Genomic DNA, 17,747 nt, shown 5'->3' on the forward strand with positions numbered 1-17,747 from the left:
TGGGGCACCTGTAGCCCCCGTCCCACTTTAGCCAGGCCAGATGCGACAGGCAGCTGTCCGTGTCCGGGAATTTCTCCATAAAGTCGAAAAGGGACATGCTCTTGAATCTTTGCTCCATGTTCTTGATGTTTGTTTCCCCGAATTTACTACTTCTATCGTTATTGATTAAGTACCTAAGTCAATTTTTCTATTTGTCTATTCTCCCAATCCTTTAGGAATTTAGGTTTAAGTTCTTGCCAAGATTTGGATTTAAACTTAAAGACATATAATCCGTGCACGAGCAGGCCCAAACCCCATAGCACGGGAGTTCCAAATACGTTCCAACTAAACCAATCATTGAACTGAGGGCTTTGTAACCATTCATAATCATCCTTGAACCACTGGAACAGATTGAATTTTACAACCAGCAACAAAACATTGATTATAATGTACACCCTAAGGTGGCGATAGAATTTTTTCATATCGTCCACTCGTTTTCTCGCCTTTAACCTCTTTTCCGTTATATTATTTTCCATGGTTTTTATTGTCTAAATTTTTCAGCTTCCTTCCTATCCTTTTCCATATATTTTTGGATTTGCCGTGCTTCCCATTCCTTTGAAAAAATAGGGTTATAGGAAAACACCTTCATGCCGTGGAAAAATAATCCGATTCCCCAAAAGATCCATACCGCAAAGGTTCCAAAGTCCAGTACATCCAAAAAATCGGCTCCGTTATCCATTCTTCCAATAATGGTGGAAATGCTTATAAAGCTGTTAACACCAATATAGAATGCCAGATGCCAATAAAAATCTTTGAGTTCCTTTAATCTTTCCTTGGCACGTTCCAATTTATTTTGATCTCTTTCCATTATTTCCATTTTGTTTGTTCCTCATCCTCCCGCATAAGCTCATTAATTTTTCTTTCCTCCCAGTCCTTTCCTAAAATAGGAATAAAGCCAAAGGCCTTTACCGCTTGGAATATCAGACCAATTCCCCATCCAAAGGCGGCCCACAAAAACCAAGGGTACCGCCATTCGTCCAGCCAATAATTTAATCCTCCTAAAAATGCTATAAAGAGGATATAGGATAAAAAACTTGTATAGAATTTCCTTATATTTTCTACACGCTCCTTGGCCCTGTAATATTTTGATTCTTGATTATTATGTGTCATAACCCGTTGGTTTATATATTGATGGTCTGTTTTACTTAAAGATAGTTCATTCCTTAAAACTCATCCCTTTTCATTAATTCTTCCAACTTTCTTCTTTCCCAATCCTTTCCAAAAAAGGGATGGTTCCCCGTAACGTTCATCCAATGGCCCAAAAGACCTATCCCCCATCCAATAGCGGGGAAAATCACCCAAGGAAAACTAGTGGTATTGTAATTGATCCAGGCCAAAAATGGTATGATAATACAATAGGCTAACAAGTTTCCGTAGAAAGCCTTAATTTCCTCTATTTTCTCTTTAGCCCTTTTGTATCTGAACTCGTTTGAAGTTTCCATAATCTTAGTTTTTAAATAGTTTGAATTTATTATTACCGACACTTCAAATTTCTATAAAGTATAAGGGATTTAAAAAAAGGAAGTACCCAACTGTATATTTTTTAGGATGGATTGTAAAATTGGGAATCCTTTGCCAAAACACCCTTGAACGATGAAATCTAATTGGCTAAAAACAAGGCGATTCCAACCCGATATCATTTAGATTACACGCTAAAAATCGTCCTTTTCCATTAATTCACGGAGTTTCCTTTCCTCCCAACGTTTGCCCCAAATTGGATGGTATCCAAAAGCTTCCATGCCATGGGTAAGCAACCCAAAGCCCCAGCCCAATACCGGAAAAATAACCCATGGAAAACTAGTTGTCCTATAATTTAAAAAAGCAAGAAAGGGTATTACGATACAATACGCTATGAGGTTCCCATAAAAGCCCTTTACATTCTCTACACGCTCCTTGGCCTTTTGATACCGCTTATCCTCAATAAAATCCTCTTGGGTCTCCACTACGGATATTTTTTGAGTTAACATGGGAAGCTGCACGGTAAAATCGCTAGCGGTTTTAAAGATTTCCATTTTGCGGTTGCTCAATAGCTCATAGCGCTGTTGAATATTCTGCAAGCCCACCCCACTGCTTTTCTTGACCACTTGCTTTTCCTGAAGGTTATTGGTAACTTTTAAGTTTCCGTCTTCCTCGAAAATTTTTATGTAAAGGGGCTTGGCACTGTTCACTATATTATGTTTGACGGCATTTTCGAGCAATAATTGCAAAGACAGAGGTACAATTTTAGCTTCAGGATTGGTTGCATTTTCAGGTATATCCAGAATAATACTGTCCTCAAATCTCATTTTCAAAAGCTTTACATAGGTATTGGCGAATTGTAATTCCTCATCCACAGAGACCAGGTCCTTATTTTTTTGTTCCAAGACATACCGATACACTTTGGAAAGCGACGTGGTGAATTTTTGGGCTTGGTTTGGATCCTCCTCTATTAAACTTGTAAGCACATTTAAACTATTGAATAGAAAGTGGGGATCTAATTGGTTCTTCAAAGCATCGAACTTTGCCGATGCCGTCCCGGCTATGACCTTTTGCTCCTTTACCTTACTGTCCTGTAATGCCTTATAAAAGTAAAATGCATGCAATATTGCAGAAACCAAAATGGCGATCAGTAATGTGTATATGTAGGTACCGTAATTCTCGTTCTTAAAAAAATCCTGAAAACTATTCCCCAAATAACCAACCTCCACTATGATTCTGGCAAGACCGTATGAAAGTACGGTCAATAAAATAGACCCGATCGCACCAAACCAAAGTCGCTTTTGGGTTTGTGTCTCCCAACTAAATTTTTCGGAAAGGTAGTCGTTGTAATAAATGTTGCATGCGGTAATGGTCAAGGCATATACGAAGGTTATGGCTATATCCTCCAATTCATTTTGCCAAACAAACCCATTTTGAAAAGCGAAAAAAATATTTATGGAGGAAATACCTAGGGTAATGTATAAGCTTATCCTGAGAACCTTCCTAATCGTTTCAAAGGAAGATTTACTTTCTTGTCCCAAATCTTTTGTTGCATTCATAGCGCGACATTATCCATTACACCTCGCAAGGGTTTCTTTCGCCCGGTCCTCACCCCAATTGGGAAAAAAAGGACCTTCTGGTTTAAAGTTAGCAAAAAGTTCCAAGGATCGTTCCACGTCTTTGCAATAGGGTGCAGTATCCTGCCCAAAATAGGCAGCGGAACCCATGTCCCATTCCGCCTTTGAAAACACTACCCGGGGATTATCCGGTGCAATTTTAAGCGCTTCGTTATATAGTGCAACCACCTTTCCGGAGTGGGTCATCCCATACGTTGCCCCATCGTATGCTATCCACGCTGTGTATGTCATAGCCTGTTGCACCATGATTTCTGGGTTGTTGGGCGATATCCAGAAATTCCTGGGCCTTTTCCAATTGTTGTTTCAATTTATTTTCGTCCTTTTCGCCAAAAGAGTTTATAGTATTTATCTGTGCTACATAATAATAGGGCAGCCAATTGTCTTGCTCCGCATTGCTTATTCTTTCGAACAAATTAGAGGCTTCCATGGACTTGCCTTCTCCCCAAAGGGCAAAGGCCTTCTGCATTCCCTTTGTAAATTGGTCTTGGGACCAGGCACTGGTAGTGAACACTACCAAGAGCAGTGCAATAAATTTCTTCATTTTGAACAGCTTTTTAGTGAATTTGAATTGAATGTTTCAATGTTCCACCCAATAGCTGAAATTTTGCATCCCGCCATTTAGGGGGACCAAATCTTGAAGGTGCGTTGTTGGAGGCTCCAAAACGTTCGGTAGGAAGTCCAAAAAGCCTGTTGAGCTTTCCGTCGTTGTCCTTGTCATGAAACACGGAAATGGCGTATACTCCCTCTGGGATATCCCTGAAAATAACCGTGGTGACACCATTGGCTATTTTACCGAAAGCTCCCTTGAAAGGCTTCAACAACCACCCTTCCTCGGTATTGTAAAGTCCCACCAACATCTGGCCTTCGTCATTCTCCATTCCGGTAATTTCAAGTTCAATAGTTCCCATGGCAGCGGTTTGCGCCGTTCCTAAGGTTAACCAAAAAATACCTAAAATGGTTAAAAGACACTTCATTGGGTTAAACATTTAGTTTGCTGTTCAAATTTCATGGAATAGTCCCGCAATTTATAAAAAGTATTACCCAATTGTAGATTTTTCATGATGGATTGTAATTTTTTTAACCATAGGCATTTGGGAAAAGTAACGCTCTGATTTTGTCGATTTTCCCCGGATTATCCAATTAACTTAAGGAACGGACCAAAGAAGACTATTTTAAAATTGTTATTCCTAGTTCTTGTTGGCCCGATAGGTTATTCGCCTATTTGTAATAATGGAGCGCACCCCAATGGTCAAAATAGCGGCCTGGGAGATCAATGGCGGACATGAGGCCGCGGAATTGGATACCAAAACCCGATAACGATACCCATTCTTTTGAAGGTCAACGGCAGCACCTAGTATTTGCAGGTTTGCCGTTTGAACTCCTATATACCCATTGCCATTGGTGAGGTCTGTATATGAAGCCCCTCCATTGGTGCTGACTTGCCATTGGTATTGATCCGCATTGTTGGCAGTGACCATAAATCCAAGGGTAGTCCCTGCTACTGTCGCTATATTGGAAGGTTGTGCAGATATCCCAACAGTATATACTGAAATAGTTTGAAATACACTACTCGAGTTTCCGGCATTATCCGTAATACTATAAGTTCTAGTAATGGTTTCCGGGTTAGTACCGCCATCGGTACTATCTCCTAAATGGGCCACTGTCAAGGGAACAATACAATTATCGGCTTCATCGGTGACCACGTTAATGTCGGGAATTGGTATGTCGGCATTACAAAAAACGGTAACAGGCGGTGGATTACTAGCGGTAGGTGCCATAGTATCCTGGACTGTAATGGTTTTGGTAAATGGAACACTGGTATTGCCATTGCTGTCCGCAGCCTGATAGGTAATGACTCTTGTAAAATCGTTTTCGGAATTAAATGTTGTTATTTCATCATTTAGGATGGTAATATCAGTGACAGAACAATCATCCGTGGCCAAGGGAGGTACAAAAGGTAGTGACCCGCAAAAAACCGTAATGCCAGCGGAAGAGGGATCATAGCCAAAATTGACTCCCGTCCATTGAATATTGCCTCCCGGAATACCACCATAGGGTGCTATTGGTGCCGTACCAGTCAAGATCAAATTATACGTTCCATTGCTATTATCAATTTCGGAATATGTGAAAGCCGCTTGGTTGCTCAATTGGGAAACGTTTAGCTGATAGTCGGCATTGGCGATACGCACCTCCCAAGCATCGATTTGGGAGCCTGTGTTGTTTTGAAGACCGAAACCCCATGAATATTGCGCCTCGTTAAAAAATGTTACATTGAGGTCACCACAGGCCGCTAAGGAGGGTACATCACCGGCACACTGGTAGTTTTCATCCAAAGCTCCACTGGAAGTAGTCCAAGTAGGCGGATTGTTGTCCATAGTCAAGGTAGTGGAAGCACTAATGTTCAGCACTGGATCACCGGACATGCCACCGTATTCCACCACATAACCTTGCGGTCTATAGGCGCCACTTCCCCCTCCATTGGGTAAATCGTTCCATGATCCCAGGGGCGCTCCACCCCTTACCACGGATGGATCTGTGATATGAGCATAATCTTCATTGCCTGCTTGATTGGGCTCCCCACCGTTCCAATTGGCAAAATTGGTGGGCGGGAGTGTATTTCCATTCGCCCTACCGTTCCAAAATGGTGTTCCAGCTTCCGGTCCGGTAACCCAAAGCCATTGGCCTTCAGAGGCAGCATCGGTAGCACCTATCCACCCAACACCTTGTGCCTGTGAACCGGAAAAATCAGCTTCCTCTTGAGTAGTCAGGGTGGCCAGATAGCCCTGAAGTCCAAAATATGTACGATTGCTGGCGGCCACTTCGGCATCGGTCCAAGAAATTCCCACGTCCGCCACGTATTCATAAAAATGTCCTGTTGCAGGCAAAAAGTTTGCCTCGCCCACGGTAATGGAAAACTGTCGGCTACCTGTCGGATTTGATGCACTTGTGCTATATTGGACGCCTAAAATGGCATTTTCAAATGCTGTATACGTCGCTGGACCTTGTAAGGTAATCTTTCCTTCTATAGCATCCCAACTTGAAGTAATACCCGGATGAGTACCTGTGAGAGTCAGAAGATCTTCCCCAGCTACATATCCATTGGATATTTGAACATAAACCGCTGTTGTAGAAGTATCGTCTGGATCGGTAATGCTAATACTTTGGGCAATAGGTGTGCTACCACCGTTACAGTACACTTGATTTCCCGATGCTACCACTACGGGAGGGGCATTAGGGAATACAACGGTGAACAATACATTGTCTATATACATTGTCTCGGAATTGCTCCAACCGCTACTACCTGACGTAAACCGGATACCTGCATTAGCGTTCATTTGGTTGGCGTTCAAGCTATAACTAAAAGAACCTGTGCCATTTAGGTTACCTATCGAGGCATACGTGCTTCCATCAAATAGTTGAACCGTGACAATTTCGTCGCCATTGGTCCGCTGAAAGTCGAGGGTAAGCGTTGCGCTCAGGGCATTTGCAAGGTTGAGGTTTCTAGTGATATAGTTATTATCCAAATTCTGAAGTCGAAGGCGCTGGCCATCAATCTGTGTTCTTCCGGAACCTGGGTTGTCCGCTTCCCCTGTTTCGGTCCAATTGCCAGCAAAGGGCATGGAACCATCATTATTGCCATAGGAAAAGGTGGTAAACGTATCCAAATACGTCTCCTGGCCATTCATAACATGGAATCCAAACACTAATGAGAAAAATAAGCCTACAATATGCTTCAAAGTTATTCCAACTAGAGATAAGCCCTAAAAATAAACAACTAAGGGTACCTTGCCCTATTTTATGTTGTAAGGCAGGTACTTTTAGTGGCAAATAGGCCTTTTATAGCGGTCATCCGAACATATGAAAGTGCTTTTCCATCGCCATAAATCGCTTTACAAAAACCAAGTAGATGGAACGAACTGCCCTTCATCCTTAGGAAAATGTAAACTCCGGCAATTTTATGATGGCCCCACCCTGTTGTGCGGATTCATGTGCCAAAATCCCTACACAGGTAATATTGGCAGATTGCTTTGCATTGGGATAAGGGGACCTCTCCTGAATCAAGGCCTCCACAAATTCATGCACCAAGTGCGGATGTGACCCCCCGTGGCCCGCGCCCTGGGTAAAGGACAAATGTTCATTTTCCTCGGAATCATAAACCCCTTGGGTGGTAAAATGTTGGATTTCCTTGGGCAATAGTTTTGCATAATCCGGACTTTCAACCTCTTCCGGAATTTCTGGTTCCGGTTTTTTTGCGGTATGTACTACCAAGGGTTTTCCCTCTATCAAGGGCCACTCCACCGATTTTTTGGAACCGTAGACTTCGAAGCTTTCCCGATATTGTCTTGCTACATCAAATAACGACCGATACACTTGTGCGCTCAAATCTGAATCCTTGAATTTAATATGGGTGGTTTCCACGGCATAGGGCGAATTGTATTCTTTGATCAATTCTTCCCTTATCGTACCCGAGCCGAAGCAGGAAACATATTCCGCTTCACCTTTGGTCAATGCCAAAACAGGCCCCACACAATGTGTTGCATAGTGCATTGGTGGTAGTCCGGGCCAGTAATTGGGCCACCCGTCCATATCTTGTTGATGGCTTGCCTTTAAGAACTGAATCTTGCCCAATTCCCCCTTTTCATAGAGTTCCTTCATAAACAAAAACTCACGTGCATAGACTACGGTTTCCATCATCATGTACGTAAGTCCCGTTTCTTGGGTCAATTTTACGATTTCTTCGCATTCCTCAACGGTAGTGGCCATGGGTACCGTACAGGCCACATGCTTGCCCGCTTTTAATGCCTTAATCGATTGCTCCCCATGATTGGGAATCGGCGTATTGATATGCACGGCATCAATCTCCGGGTCTTTAAGTAGTTCCTCATAAGAGGTATATCTCTTGTCGATACCGAAGGCGTCCGCCAGTTCGTTCAATTTGGCCTCGTTTCGTTGGCAGAGGGCTACTAAATTCGCATTGGGATGCTTTTGATATATGGGAATAAATTCTGCACCAAAACCTAACCCGATGATGGCCACATTCACTTTCTTTGTACTCATATTTTTCAATTTTACTTAAACGTATTCTTTAAAAATTTCAATCCTTCGGATGCAAATGCATCCTGTGTGTCCGCCAGTTTTTTCCAAATATTTACGGCTGCTGCCAATTCGGGAATTTCCGGCGTAAAGCTTTCAATGACCAAGGCCCCTGAATATTCGACATCCTGCAAACCTTTTGCGAATTCGGCCCAAGGTGTCAGACCCGTACCGGGAATCCCCCGGTGATTTTCCGAAACCTGAACATGGATCAATCGTTTGCCCGCCGTATTGATTGCTAGACGAATATCTTGCTCCTCGATGGTCATATGGAAACTATCCAGAATGATTTTCATGTTCTTCTCGTTAATAGCATCGAGCAGTCGCACTACATCATCGGCAGTGTTGATTAGATCCGATTCAAAACGGTTCAAAGGTTCCAAGGCGATATCCAGACCTTGATTTTTAGCGATACCGGAGAGCGTTCTTAAATTGGCAACCGCCCTGCCCCATTCCGCTTTCTTTTCCGCTTCGGGTGCCAAACGGGCCTTGCCCACAGCGGCATAGAGCGGTCCGGCAACAAAACTTACACCAAGCTCCGAAGCTAAGGAAAAACACTTTTCCGCATGTTCAAAACAATTTTTGTGTAGCCTCTTGTCCTCAGAGGTCAAATCCTTATCATCGCCAAAAACAATGCAAATCGTTGGTTGTAGTCCATGGACATCCAATGCTTCTTTTAAAATTTTAACATCAATTAAATCCGGGTCCTCGACGGGAATCTCCACAACATCGAAGCCCATGGACTTAATTTTAGGAAATAACGATATCGATTCCGTAGTAAAGGGCGATTGCCAAAGCCACGTGCTTACACCAAAATTTATCTTGTTCTTCATGCTTCTCTTCCTAAATCTTGGATACTATTTTACGACCATTACCCCTTGCATGATTCTCCAATGACCGGGGAACGTACATATAAAGGGGTATTCACCGGGCTTTGTTGGCGCCGTGAATTTCAATGAATAGGTGTCGTTCGGGTTCAATAACGGAGTTGCAAATAATACATCATCAGTTTGTGGAATATAAAAGAGTTCCGCTGCATCTGGGTCCGCTGCCATTTTATCCGCCGCTGCACCTACCGCTTCCTTTTTACCAGGTTTGGTTATAATGAGGTTATGCTGCATAAAATCAGGGTTTTCCAATATCAATTCTACCTGTTCTCCAGCTTTCACTTCAAACTTGGTAACATCGAATTTCATCTCGTTCGTTATTGTTTTAATAACGATCTTTTTCGCATTGGAAAAATCTTCATCCGTCATATCCGAAGAGACATCATCTTCACTTCCATAATTCTTCATGAGCAATACGGCCAAATCCGCTTCCGTATACGTTTTTGCTACCTTGTTGGAATAATTCTTTTCCACTTTATACTTCCATGGTCCGGCCAATGAGTACCTTTCTTCACCTAGCCTGATGTTCATTGACCAACTTCTACCATAAATTCCGCCTTCACCCCCCGTATCATCAACACGTACGGAAATTACATTTTTCCCTGCTCTTAAAACCCCTTTTGGAATATCATAATTTCGCATGGATTTATAGCTGGCCGCCATACTTCCAACTTCTGTTCCGTTGATATAGGTTACATCGGAATCATCAACGGGTCCCAAGGAAATTGTGCCTACTTTATCCGAGGCCGATGATGGTAAGGAGATTTCCTTTCTAAACCAGATAACCCCGTCTATATCCAATCCTGCGTCCTCTATGTATTGTGGTAAATCCATAATCTCCCAATCCGCATCATTGTAACCCATGGCCGCCATATCATTGGTAGTTGCCTCAGGCATTTTATACGTTGGGTTTTGTTGTTTAAAGGCGTTTAAAAACCCATCACTATTTTGAGCAGATGCAGTATATATTCCTTTGAACATCCACTCATCGTTTAAAACAGCTTCGTTTCTGCCTAAATCATAGAGCAAAGAACCTACCTTTTGCGAGGATGGCCTTTCCGAAAAATAAAGCAGCGCCTCTAACTGTACATTCGGTTCTCGATCGTTCAGGGTATTCGCCTTGAACAAGGCATCGTCAGAATCATCATTTCGAGGCAATAACTGGATGGCCGCTTTACGAACGCCTGCAGCCTTATGGTATAGTGCTCCTTTCACTACCCCAAGGGCATTACTGTCCGATTCCAAAGCACCCAGGCCATCAATGGTCCAAAGTGCATGTAACGCGGCATTATTCAATTCTTCGCTGTCAACCTCTTTTTTATTCGCCAATTTATATAGATCATTCAAAACATCGGTTTCTCCTCGTTCCACCAAAAGACGTTGAGCGGTCAATCTCCAAAATTGATTGTCGTTGCTCAAAGCCTCTATTAAAGCATCTGGGTCTTCCTTGGACAATTGCATCGGTTCATAGTCATAATCGTACTTAGGAACTATCCTATAAATTCTTCCGTGGGACTTATCACGTAATGGATTCACATAGGCATTTCCATCCCCATTTTCTGCATCATAACCGCCCCTATCCTTATTTGGGGTGGGATTGTGCTGTACAATAAAATTATACCAGTCAGCGACCCAAACCACACCATCCGGACCCACTTTGGCTTCCACAGGGGAACTCCACTCGTCCGCAGATGCAAAAAGATTACCGGCATCTTCCTCTACATATCCTGCGCCGTCCTTTATGATTCTTGCTTGGTGCACCAAGCCCCCCGTAGGCTCGCATACGAATGCTATCTTGTTCCAATATTTCTCTGGATATTCTCTAGCGGTATAAAAATGATGTCCGGCAGCGGCCGTAAAGCCACCAAAAACATCGACCTGTCTATAATTGGGCGTAATGGGTTGCATATCGTAGTGACCATCTATTTTAGCGCTACCGTCCGTTCCAATACCTTTTACATGGGTGAAATTGACATTGGGAATACCTACAAAAACGCTGTGCGTATTGTTCGCTGTAGATGCAAAAATGGAATTATCCTCGGTCAATCCCAATCCCCACGTATTATTGGAAGTATTTGTCAATACTTCAAAGGTGTTTTTTTTAGGATTGAACCTATACACGTTTTGGTTAAATTTGAAATCCTTTCCAAAAATCTGACCTTCAAATCCGGAGTAGCCTACTACCCCATATAATTGATTGTCAATCCCATATTGCAAATTGGAAGGACCTGCATGAGTGTCAAAGGTGCCCCAGCCTTCAATCAGGGTTTCCCGAACATCTGCCTTGTCATCCCCATCCGTATCCTTTAAAAAGATGAATTCCGGTGCTTGGGAAACTACGATGCCGCCATCGTAAAAAGCAAAACTGGTAGGGATGTTCAGCTTATCGGCAAAGACGGTTACCTTATCGGCCTTGCCATCACCATCGGTATCCTCTAGAATTTTTACTTTATCATCACCTATACTATCATCGTTTCGTACTGTATTTGGGTAATCCACTGTTTCAATCACCCAAAGTCGGCCTTTTTCATCCCAGTTCATGGCAATATTATTAATGATATCCGGTTCCGCTGCAAATAATTTAGCCTCAAAGCCAGGGGGCACCTGAATGAATTTCTGGGATTCTTCAGGGGATAAGGGCAATTGATACTTAGGAGCGGGGTCCCTTTTCTCGTAATTTGGAATATTTTCCCTATCCTCATATTGTAACGTTGGAATATCCGTAACGAATGCTTCCCAATTCTTCTTGGCCATATCATCTACGGCCCACAAAATACCCTCCTTGACCAGATTTTGGAAACCAGGGTGGTTCCAAGTGCGCTCATCGTGTCCGTAAGCCGTGTAGAACACTTTTCCTTCGCCATAATTCTTAACCCAGGTCCAGGGCTCCCTGTGGTCGCCCTCCGCACGTTCCATTAAAACGTGAATATCATCCGCAATTTTATCGTGTACGTAGGTTTCGTCCCATGTTTCAAAAGCTTTTAAATCCTTTGTGATAGGATGTTCCCTGTCTAAAATTTCAGCCGTGAACGTACCTGTCTCGTGACTCATGAACCGAGCCCCTACCAAGTCTATATATTCCGGTGAATTTTTAAAACAAAAACTGGCCGAATGAATAGGAATAAACGCATGGCCTTCACGAATATAATCCAATAAGGCTTTTTCTTGTGCATCTGTTATTTCTTCGTGATTGGCGTAGATTATCAGTCCATCGTAAAGCGATAATTCCTCTGGATTTAAGTCGTTCACATCTTCCGTATACGTAATGTTGATGCCATCCTTGGTTAAGGCCGAAGCCAGTATGGGGAAATACGCACCAGAATTGTGATGTTCAATGGAATGCCCCAGAAATAACAATTCTATTCTTCGGGGAGCATCGTCCTTAAATGCCTTTTCCTTATTTTCCGATTTGCAGCTTGTTATCAGTATAAAAACACCAAACAATACTGCACATATCTTATAAAACGTCTTCATAAAATGCCAGATATTAAATTAAGTACCAATTTTAATCATAATTTGACACATTAAATTCCTTTCATTTATCTCATACTGACTGTATTTTGTCATGATTGAAAACAAAACAGTATTTTTACTGGCAAATAAGTGTTCTGTTTTCGAAAAAACCAAATCTCTTATTCAAAACGAAGCTTGAAATTAGCGCTAGAAAAATCACCAATTCCCGAATCCCATGCCTTGGTCGCCAAAGCGTTGAAACAACCGCTGTTCGACCCTAACTGGCATTTTCATCAGGAATATCAGTTATTTCTGGTCCAAAAGGGAAGGGGCACGCAGTTTATTGGTGATAGTATTAGGCCCTACAAGGAAGGAGAAATAACCTTTACTGGGCCCAATCTGCCCCATTTATGGAAAAGTGACTTCGACACCCAATTACCTAGCCATAAAGCCTATTCCGAAGGGATAGTCGTGTATTTCAACGGAAATTTTTTAGGGGAACACCTTTTGCACAAAGAAGAGGGACTTAAGTTGAACCAACTTTTTCAGAAAAGTCTTAGGGGGCTACTTATAAACGGAAATACATCCCAGGAAATTAAAACATTAATGCAGAATTTGCTTCAATTGGAAGGGTTGGAACGCGTTTTAGAGCTTTTAAAAATATTAAACCTATTGAGCGAAACCAAGGAAATAGAGTACTTGGCGAGTCCGGGATACATTAACTCCCTAAAGCAAGGGGATACGGAACGTATGAACACCGTGTACGCCTACGTCATGAAAAATTTTCGAAATAAAATTTCATTGGATGAATTGGCGCAATTGACGAATATGACGCCTACCTCATTCAGCAGGTATTTTAAGATACATGCCAACAAAACCTTTTCAGAGTTTGTCAGTGAAATACGCATTGGGCATACGTGCAAATTGCTTTTGGAAGAAAAGATGAACGCTTCCCAGGCCTGTTATTCTAGCGGTTTCCAAACCTTGTCCAACTTCAACAAACAGTTTAAGGCTATCACCCGAAGAACACCTTCAGCTTACAAAAAGGAATTCGCACCGCGCTAAGTATCCATTTCTTTGAAGTAATTTTGCCATTATGATCAGAAATATTCAGTTGCGGCTCAGCCTAGAGGAAGCGGAGGATGAAAATATGCTCGAGCAAAAAATTGCCCGTCATTTGGGGCTGACCGCCAGTGAATTTACCTTTAAAGTCCTTAGGAAATCCATAGACGCCCGTAAGCCCACCATTTACTTTAATTATAAATTGGCGGTTTTTACGAAGGGCGAAACCTTGGATAAAACCGAATATACATTTGAATATCAAGATGTTTCTAAGGCCAAGCCCATTCATATCATTGGATTTGGTCCCGCAGGAATGTGGGCGGCCCTACGCTGTCTGGAACTTGGGTACAAACCCATTGTTTTTGAACGCGGAAAAAATGTACAGGACCGCAGACGTGACCTTAAGGCCATTAATCAGGACCATATCGTAGGTGAGAATTCCAATTACTGTTTTGGCGAAGGTGGTGCGGGCACTTATTCGGACGGAAAGCTCTACACCCGTAGCTTAAAACGGGGCGACGTAAGACGTATCTTCGAAAGTCTTGTCCATCACGATGCGAAAGAGGATATCCTCATTGATGCCCATCCACATATCGGTACGAACAAATTGCCCAAAATCGTGCAGAATATGCGCGAAACCATCCTGAAATATGGTGGTGAAGTCCATTTTAATACTAGGGTCACCGATTTCAACATTCAGGACAACCGATTAAAATCTATCGTATTACAAAACGAAAGTGAAATAACGGTGGAACGGGTCATTCTGGCAACCGGGCATTCCGCCCGTGATATTTTTGAACTGCTTCACAAAAAGAAAGTTGCCTTGGATGCGAAGAGCTTCGCAATGGGTGTTCGGGTAGAACACCCCCAAGAAATCATCGACAGTATTCAGTACCACTGTTCCGGTCACAGGAATGAGTTGCTACCCGCTGCCTCCTACAGTTTGGTGGAACAGGTGAAAGGCCGTGGGGTGTATTCATTCTGTATGTGTCCCGGTGGCTTCATAGTACCGGCTGCAACGGCCCCAGGTGAAGTCGTGGTTAATGGCATGTCCCCCTCAAAACGGAACAATCTCTTTGCGAATTCGGGCATTGTGGTAGAGATCAATGTGGATGAGGACATTCCCAAGTACGAACACTTCGGGGCATTAAAGGGACTTGAATATCAAAAGGACTTGGAACGCTTGGCATTTACTTCAGGTGGAAGGTCGCAAACAGCTCCTGCACAGCGATTAACGGACTTCGTTGAAGGTCGGCTTTCCGCCGATTTAAACCCAACGTCATATCAACCCGGATTGAAATCGGCACCTTTACATTCCCTGCTACCCAAACTCATTGGGAGTCGGCTCCGAACTGGATTCAAGGCCTTCGGTGAAAAAATGCACGGCTATTATACCGCCGAAGCAAATATCGTTGGTGTAGAATCCAGAACCTCTTCCCCAATTACCATCCCAAGAACCAAAACTTTGGAACATGTTCAAATAAAGGGACTGTTTCCCTGTGGAGAGGGCGGTGGTTTTGCAGGGGGTATCGTTTCAGCGGCCATGGACGGGGAACGTTGTGCGGAGGCAGCCGTTGTGGGGCTGTGAATATAAGTTCAAGCGTACGTTCAAGTTCGGAATTCAAAGTTCAAGCGCAAGTTCAGCATTAAGTGTTCAGTGTTAAGTGTTAAGTGTTCAGCGTTAAAAGTTAATAGTTGAAACCCACAAACGAGCAAAGAACAATCAAAAACGAACAACCAACAACCATCAACTAAAAACCATCAACTAAAAACCATCAACGAGCAACCAACAACCAACAACCACACTAACACAAATAACCGTACCTTTGCCGCTTATAAAAAATACATGACATTTAAAGAACTTGGCCTTGCCGAACCAATTTTGGAGGCCTTACAAAAAGAAGGATACACCCATCCCACCCCCATACAAGAACAAGCCATTCCCATTTTACTTAAAAAGAAAGACTTACTAGGAGTCGCTCAAACGGGCACCGGTAAGACAGCAGCCTTTAGCATTCCAATCTTGCATCATCTTTACGAGGGTATAAGCCTACGGGATAACAGTAGAAAAGTCAAGGCCTTGATAGTGACCCCAACACGGGAATTGGCCATACAGATCGGGGAAAGCATTACGGCCTACGGCAAATACACCGGACTCAAAAACACCGTGATTTTTGGTGGGGTCAAACAGGGTAAACAAGTAAATGCCCTAAAAAATGGCGTGGACATCCTTGTTGCCACACCCGGTCGACTATTGGACTTAATGAACCAAGGTTATATTACTTTTAAGAATCTAGAATTTGTTGTGTTGGACGAAGCGGACCAAATGTTGGATATGGGCTTTATTCATGATGTAAAAAAGATCATCGCCAAATTGCCCCCAAAAAGGCAATCGCTATTCTTTTCTGCCACGATGCCCCAGGATATCGTAGAACTTTCCAAGGCCATGTTAGGCGATTTTGAACGTGTAACCATTAAACCTCAACAAGCCACTGCCGAAAAAGTGGAGCAAGGCGTCTATTTTGTGAGTAAAAAGAATAAGCCCAAACTGTTGACACATCTGCTCCAGGAACGCCCCAAAGATTCGGTCTTGGTATTTTCCAGGACTAAGCATGGTGCCAATAAAATCGTAAAAAAATTATCCCAGGCCGGTGTCAAATCGGCGGCCATACATGGAAATAAATCCCAGACCGCAAGGCAAAAGGCCTTGGGTGATTTTAAGGATGGTAAATTAATGGTCTTGATTGCTACCGATATCGCAGCAAGAGGTATTGATGTGGACGAACTTTCATTGGTCATAAATTATGACCTTCCCAATGTTTCCGAAACCTACGTACACAGAATAGGAAGAACCGGAAGGGCCAGTGCCAGCGGAATTGCATTATCGTTTTGTGACAAGGAGGAACGCCCCTATCTTCGGGATATAGAAAAACTGATCAAACAGGCGGTTCCCCGTATGCCGGAACATCAGTTTGTGGATGATGATTCCGAGACAGAAGAAGACGCACAGCCTGTACGTCAGAAACCGAACAAAACTTCACAAACCAATCAAAACAATAATAGGAACCGAAATAGAAACCGGAACAAGAACAGGAATAGCTCTGGTACATCCAAGTTTCGAGGGAGTAAACCTAAGGGGCAAAGAAATTCAGATTCCCAGTAATCGACCTCGGAGTAAGCCCACGTGGTATTGAAAAAAACCTTTATAGTAAGTTTCGACGCAAGCGTCAGAACATTTAAATGTCGATTATCTAGTAAAACTTTCGGTTTTTAAAGTTTGTAAATCATCTGTGTATCTTTGGAAGAAATAAATGCTCCAAATGAAAAGACAGTTACTCGTTTATGGTAGTGGACGGCATACAGTTCCCTTTTTGGACTATATGGCCAAAGCTTCTGGCAAGGAAACCCCTAATCTTTGTTTTATTCCCACCGCCAGTGGAGAAGATCCCAAGTATATTAAATCCTTTTATGAGGTCTGTTCCCAAATCGATGTTGTACCCCATGTAATGAGCGTTTGGATCAATTCCTACGACCAGAAAGAAAGCTTTGAGGAAATCATCCAAAGAATGGATGCCATTGTGGTTGGCGGTGGCAACACCTTGAACATGTTGGCCATTTGGAAGGCCCAAGGTATAGATAAAGCCCTAAAAAATGCCTATGACAATGGAGTGGTCATGGGGGGTGGCAGTGCGGGCTCACTCTGTTGGTTCAATGCCGGTACTACGGATTCGAGACCTAAGGAACTTAGTATAGTAAACGGGATGTCTTTCATTGACAAAAGCCATTGCCCCCATTATAACTCGGAAACTTCAAGGCGTCCTTTGTACCACAATAATATTCTCTCGGGCAAGCTGAGCGACGGCTACGCCTGTGACGACCGGTCGGCCATTCATTTTATCAACGAAGAAGTGCATACCTCTGTTTCCTTGGATGAGCGGAATCATTCCTATTATGTCTATTCAAAAAGTGGTACGATCAAGGAAGATCGATTGGAATCCAAGGTAATCGGATAAATAATTACCACGCTCCTTTACTATCAAATCAATAAAAAAAACATCGGGTTTAAAGGTTTTGGTTGTTTAGGCTTCGTACAGATCTATTTAATGAATTGGCTACC

Annotated in this window: 16 protein-coding genes; 4 read left to right on the forward strand and 12 right to left on the reverse strand. The window is 42.9% G+C overall.

Annotated elements, in window-relative coordinates; translation table 11 throughout:
• Positions 1 to 173 precede the first annotated feature (173 nt).
• From BFP75_RS00015 to BFP75_RS00065, 12 genes are all read right to left on the reverse strand, one after another.
• Positions 174 to 515 carry a 2TM domain-containing protein gene (locus tag BFP75_RS00015; protein WP_099542437.1) on the reverse strand — a complete coding sequence of 114 codons (342 nt, stop codon included), beginning with the start codon at positions 513 to 515 and terminating at the stop codon, positions 174 to 176.
• 5 nt (positions 516 to 520) lie between these two features.
• Complete coding sequence (locus BFP75_RS00020) at positions 521 to 847, reverse strand: 2TM domain-containing protein (RefSeq protein ID WP_240531642.1); 327 nt, start codon at positions 845 to 847, stop codon at positions 521 to 523.
• Entirely contained in the window at positions 847 to 1,149 is a 303-nt protein-coding gene (locus tag BFP75_RS00025; protein WP_099542439.1) for a 2TM domain-containing protein, read from the reverse strand. The genes BFP75_RS00020 and BFP75_RS00025 overlap by 1 nt, the downstream gene beginning before the upstream one ends.
• A 53-nt stretch (positions 1,150 to 1,202) precedes the next feature.
• The gene (locus tag BFP75_RS00030; protein ID WP_099542440.1) at positions 1,203 to 1,481 is read right to left on the reverse strand and encodes a 2TM domain-containing protein; all 279 of its coding nucleotides are present in this window, start codon (positions 1,479 to 1,481) and stop codon (positions 1,203 to 1,205) included.
• 210 nt (positions 1,482 to 1,691) lie between these two features.
• Entirely contained in the window at positions 1,692 to 3,056 is a 1,365-nt protein-coding gene (locus BFP75_RS00035; protein WP_099542441.1) for a 2TM domain-containing protein, read from the reverse strand.
• Between the two features lie 9 nt (positions 3,057 to 3,065).
• Positions 3,066 to 3,302, reverse strand: a complete 237-nt coding sequence (locus BFP75_RS22590; protein WP_317044497.1) for a hypothetical protein — start codon at positions 3,300 to 3,302, stop codon at positions 3,066 to 3,068.
• Entirely contained in the window at positions 3,286 to 3,675 is a 390-nt protein-coding gene (locus tag BFP75_RS22595; RefSeq protein WP_317044498.1) for a hypothetical protein, read from the reverse strand. The genes BFP75_RS22590 and BFP75_RS22595 overlap by 17 nt, the downstream gene beginning before the upstream one ends.
• Before the next feature lie 13 nt (positions 3,676 to 3,688).
• Positions 3,689 to 4,108 carry a DUF2141 domain-containing protein gene (locus tag BFP75_RS00045; protein WP_165776505.1) on the reverse strand — a complete coding sequence of 140 codons (420 nt, stop codon included), beginning with the start codon at positions 4,106 to 4,108 and terminating at the stop codon, positions 3,689 to 3,691.
• A 213-nt stretch (positions 4,109 to 4,321) separates the two neighbouring features.
• Positions 4,322 to 6,820 carry a C-type lectin domain-containing protein gene (locus BFP75_RS00050; RefSeq protein ID WP_099542443.1) on the reverse strand — a complete coding sequence of 833 codons (2,499 nt, stop codon included), beginning with the start codon at positions 6,818 to 6,820 and terminating at the stop codon, positions 4,322 to 4,324.
• A 244-nt stretch (positions 6,821 to 7,064) separates the two neighbouring features.
• Complete coding sequence (locus BFP75_RS00055; RefSeq protein ID WP_099542444.1) at positions 7,065 to 8,192, reverse strand: Gfo/Idh/MocA family oxidoreductase; 1,128 nt, start codon at positions 8,190 to 8,192, stop codon at positions 7,065 to 7,067.
• 11 nt (positions 8,193 to 8,203) lie between these two features.
• Entirely contained in the window at positions 8,204 to 9,061 is an 858-nt protein-coding gene (locus tag BFP75_RS00060; protein WP_099542445.1) for a sugar phosphate isomerase/epimerase family protein, read from the reverse strand.
• A 24-nt stretch (positions 9,062 to 9,085) separates the two neighbouring features.
• Entirely contained in the window at positions 9,086 to 12,589 is a 3,504-nt protein-coding gene (locus BFP75_RS00065) for a PVC-type heme-binding CxxCH protein (RefSeq protein WP_099542446.1), read from the reverse strand.
• A 174-nt stretch (positions 12,590 to 12,763) separates the two neighbouring features.
• Here BFP75_RS00065 and BFP75_RS00070 point away from each other — a divergent pair, with 174 nt between their 5' ends.
• The 4 genes from BFP75_RS00070 (at position 12,764) to BFP75_RS00085 (ending at position 17,643) form a co-directional block, all read left to right on the forward strand.
• Positions 12,764 to 13,633 carry an AraC family transcriptional regulator gene (locus tag BFP75_RS00070; RefSeq protein ID WP_099542464.1) on the forward strand — a complete coding sequence of 290 codons (870 nt, stop codon included), beginning with the start codon at positions 12,764 to 12,766 and terminating at the stop codon, positions 13,631 to 13,633.
• 31 nt (positions 13,634 to 13,664) lie between these two features.
• Positions 13,665 to 15,218 carry an NAD(P)/FAD-dependent oxidoreductase gene (locus BFP75_RS00075; protein ID WP_099542447.1) on the forward strand — a complete coding sequence of 518 codons (1,554 nt, stop codon included), beginning with the start codon at positions 13,665 to 13,667 and terminating at the stop codon, positions 15,216 to 15,218.
• A 258-nt stretch (positions 15,219 to 15,476) separates the two neighbouring features.
• Positions 15,477 to 16,793 carry a DEAD/DEAH box helicase gene (locus BFP75_RS00080; protein ID WP_099542448.1) on the forward strand — a complete coding sequence of 439 codons (1,317 nt, stop codon included), beginning with the start codon at positions 15,477 to 15,479 and terminating at the stop codon, positions 16,791 to 16,793.
• 157 nt (positions 16,794 to 16,950) lie between these two features.
• Positions 16,951 to 17,643: a peptidase E gene (locus tag BFP75_RS00085; RefSeq protein WP_099542449.1), complete on the forward strand. Its 693-nt coding sequence runs from the start codon at positions 16,951 to 16,953 to the stop codon at positions 17,641 to 17,643.
• Positions 17,644 to 17,747 lie beyond the last annotated feature (104 nt).

The sequence above is a fragment of the Maribacter sp. 4G9 genome (assembly GCF_002742265.1).
Lineage (GTDB): Bacteria > Bacteroidota > Bacteroidia > Flavobacteriales > Flavobacteriaceae > Maribacter.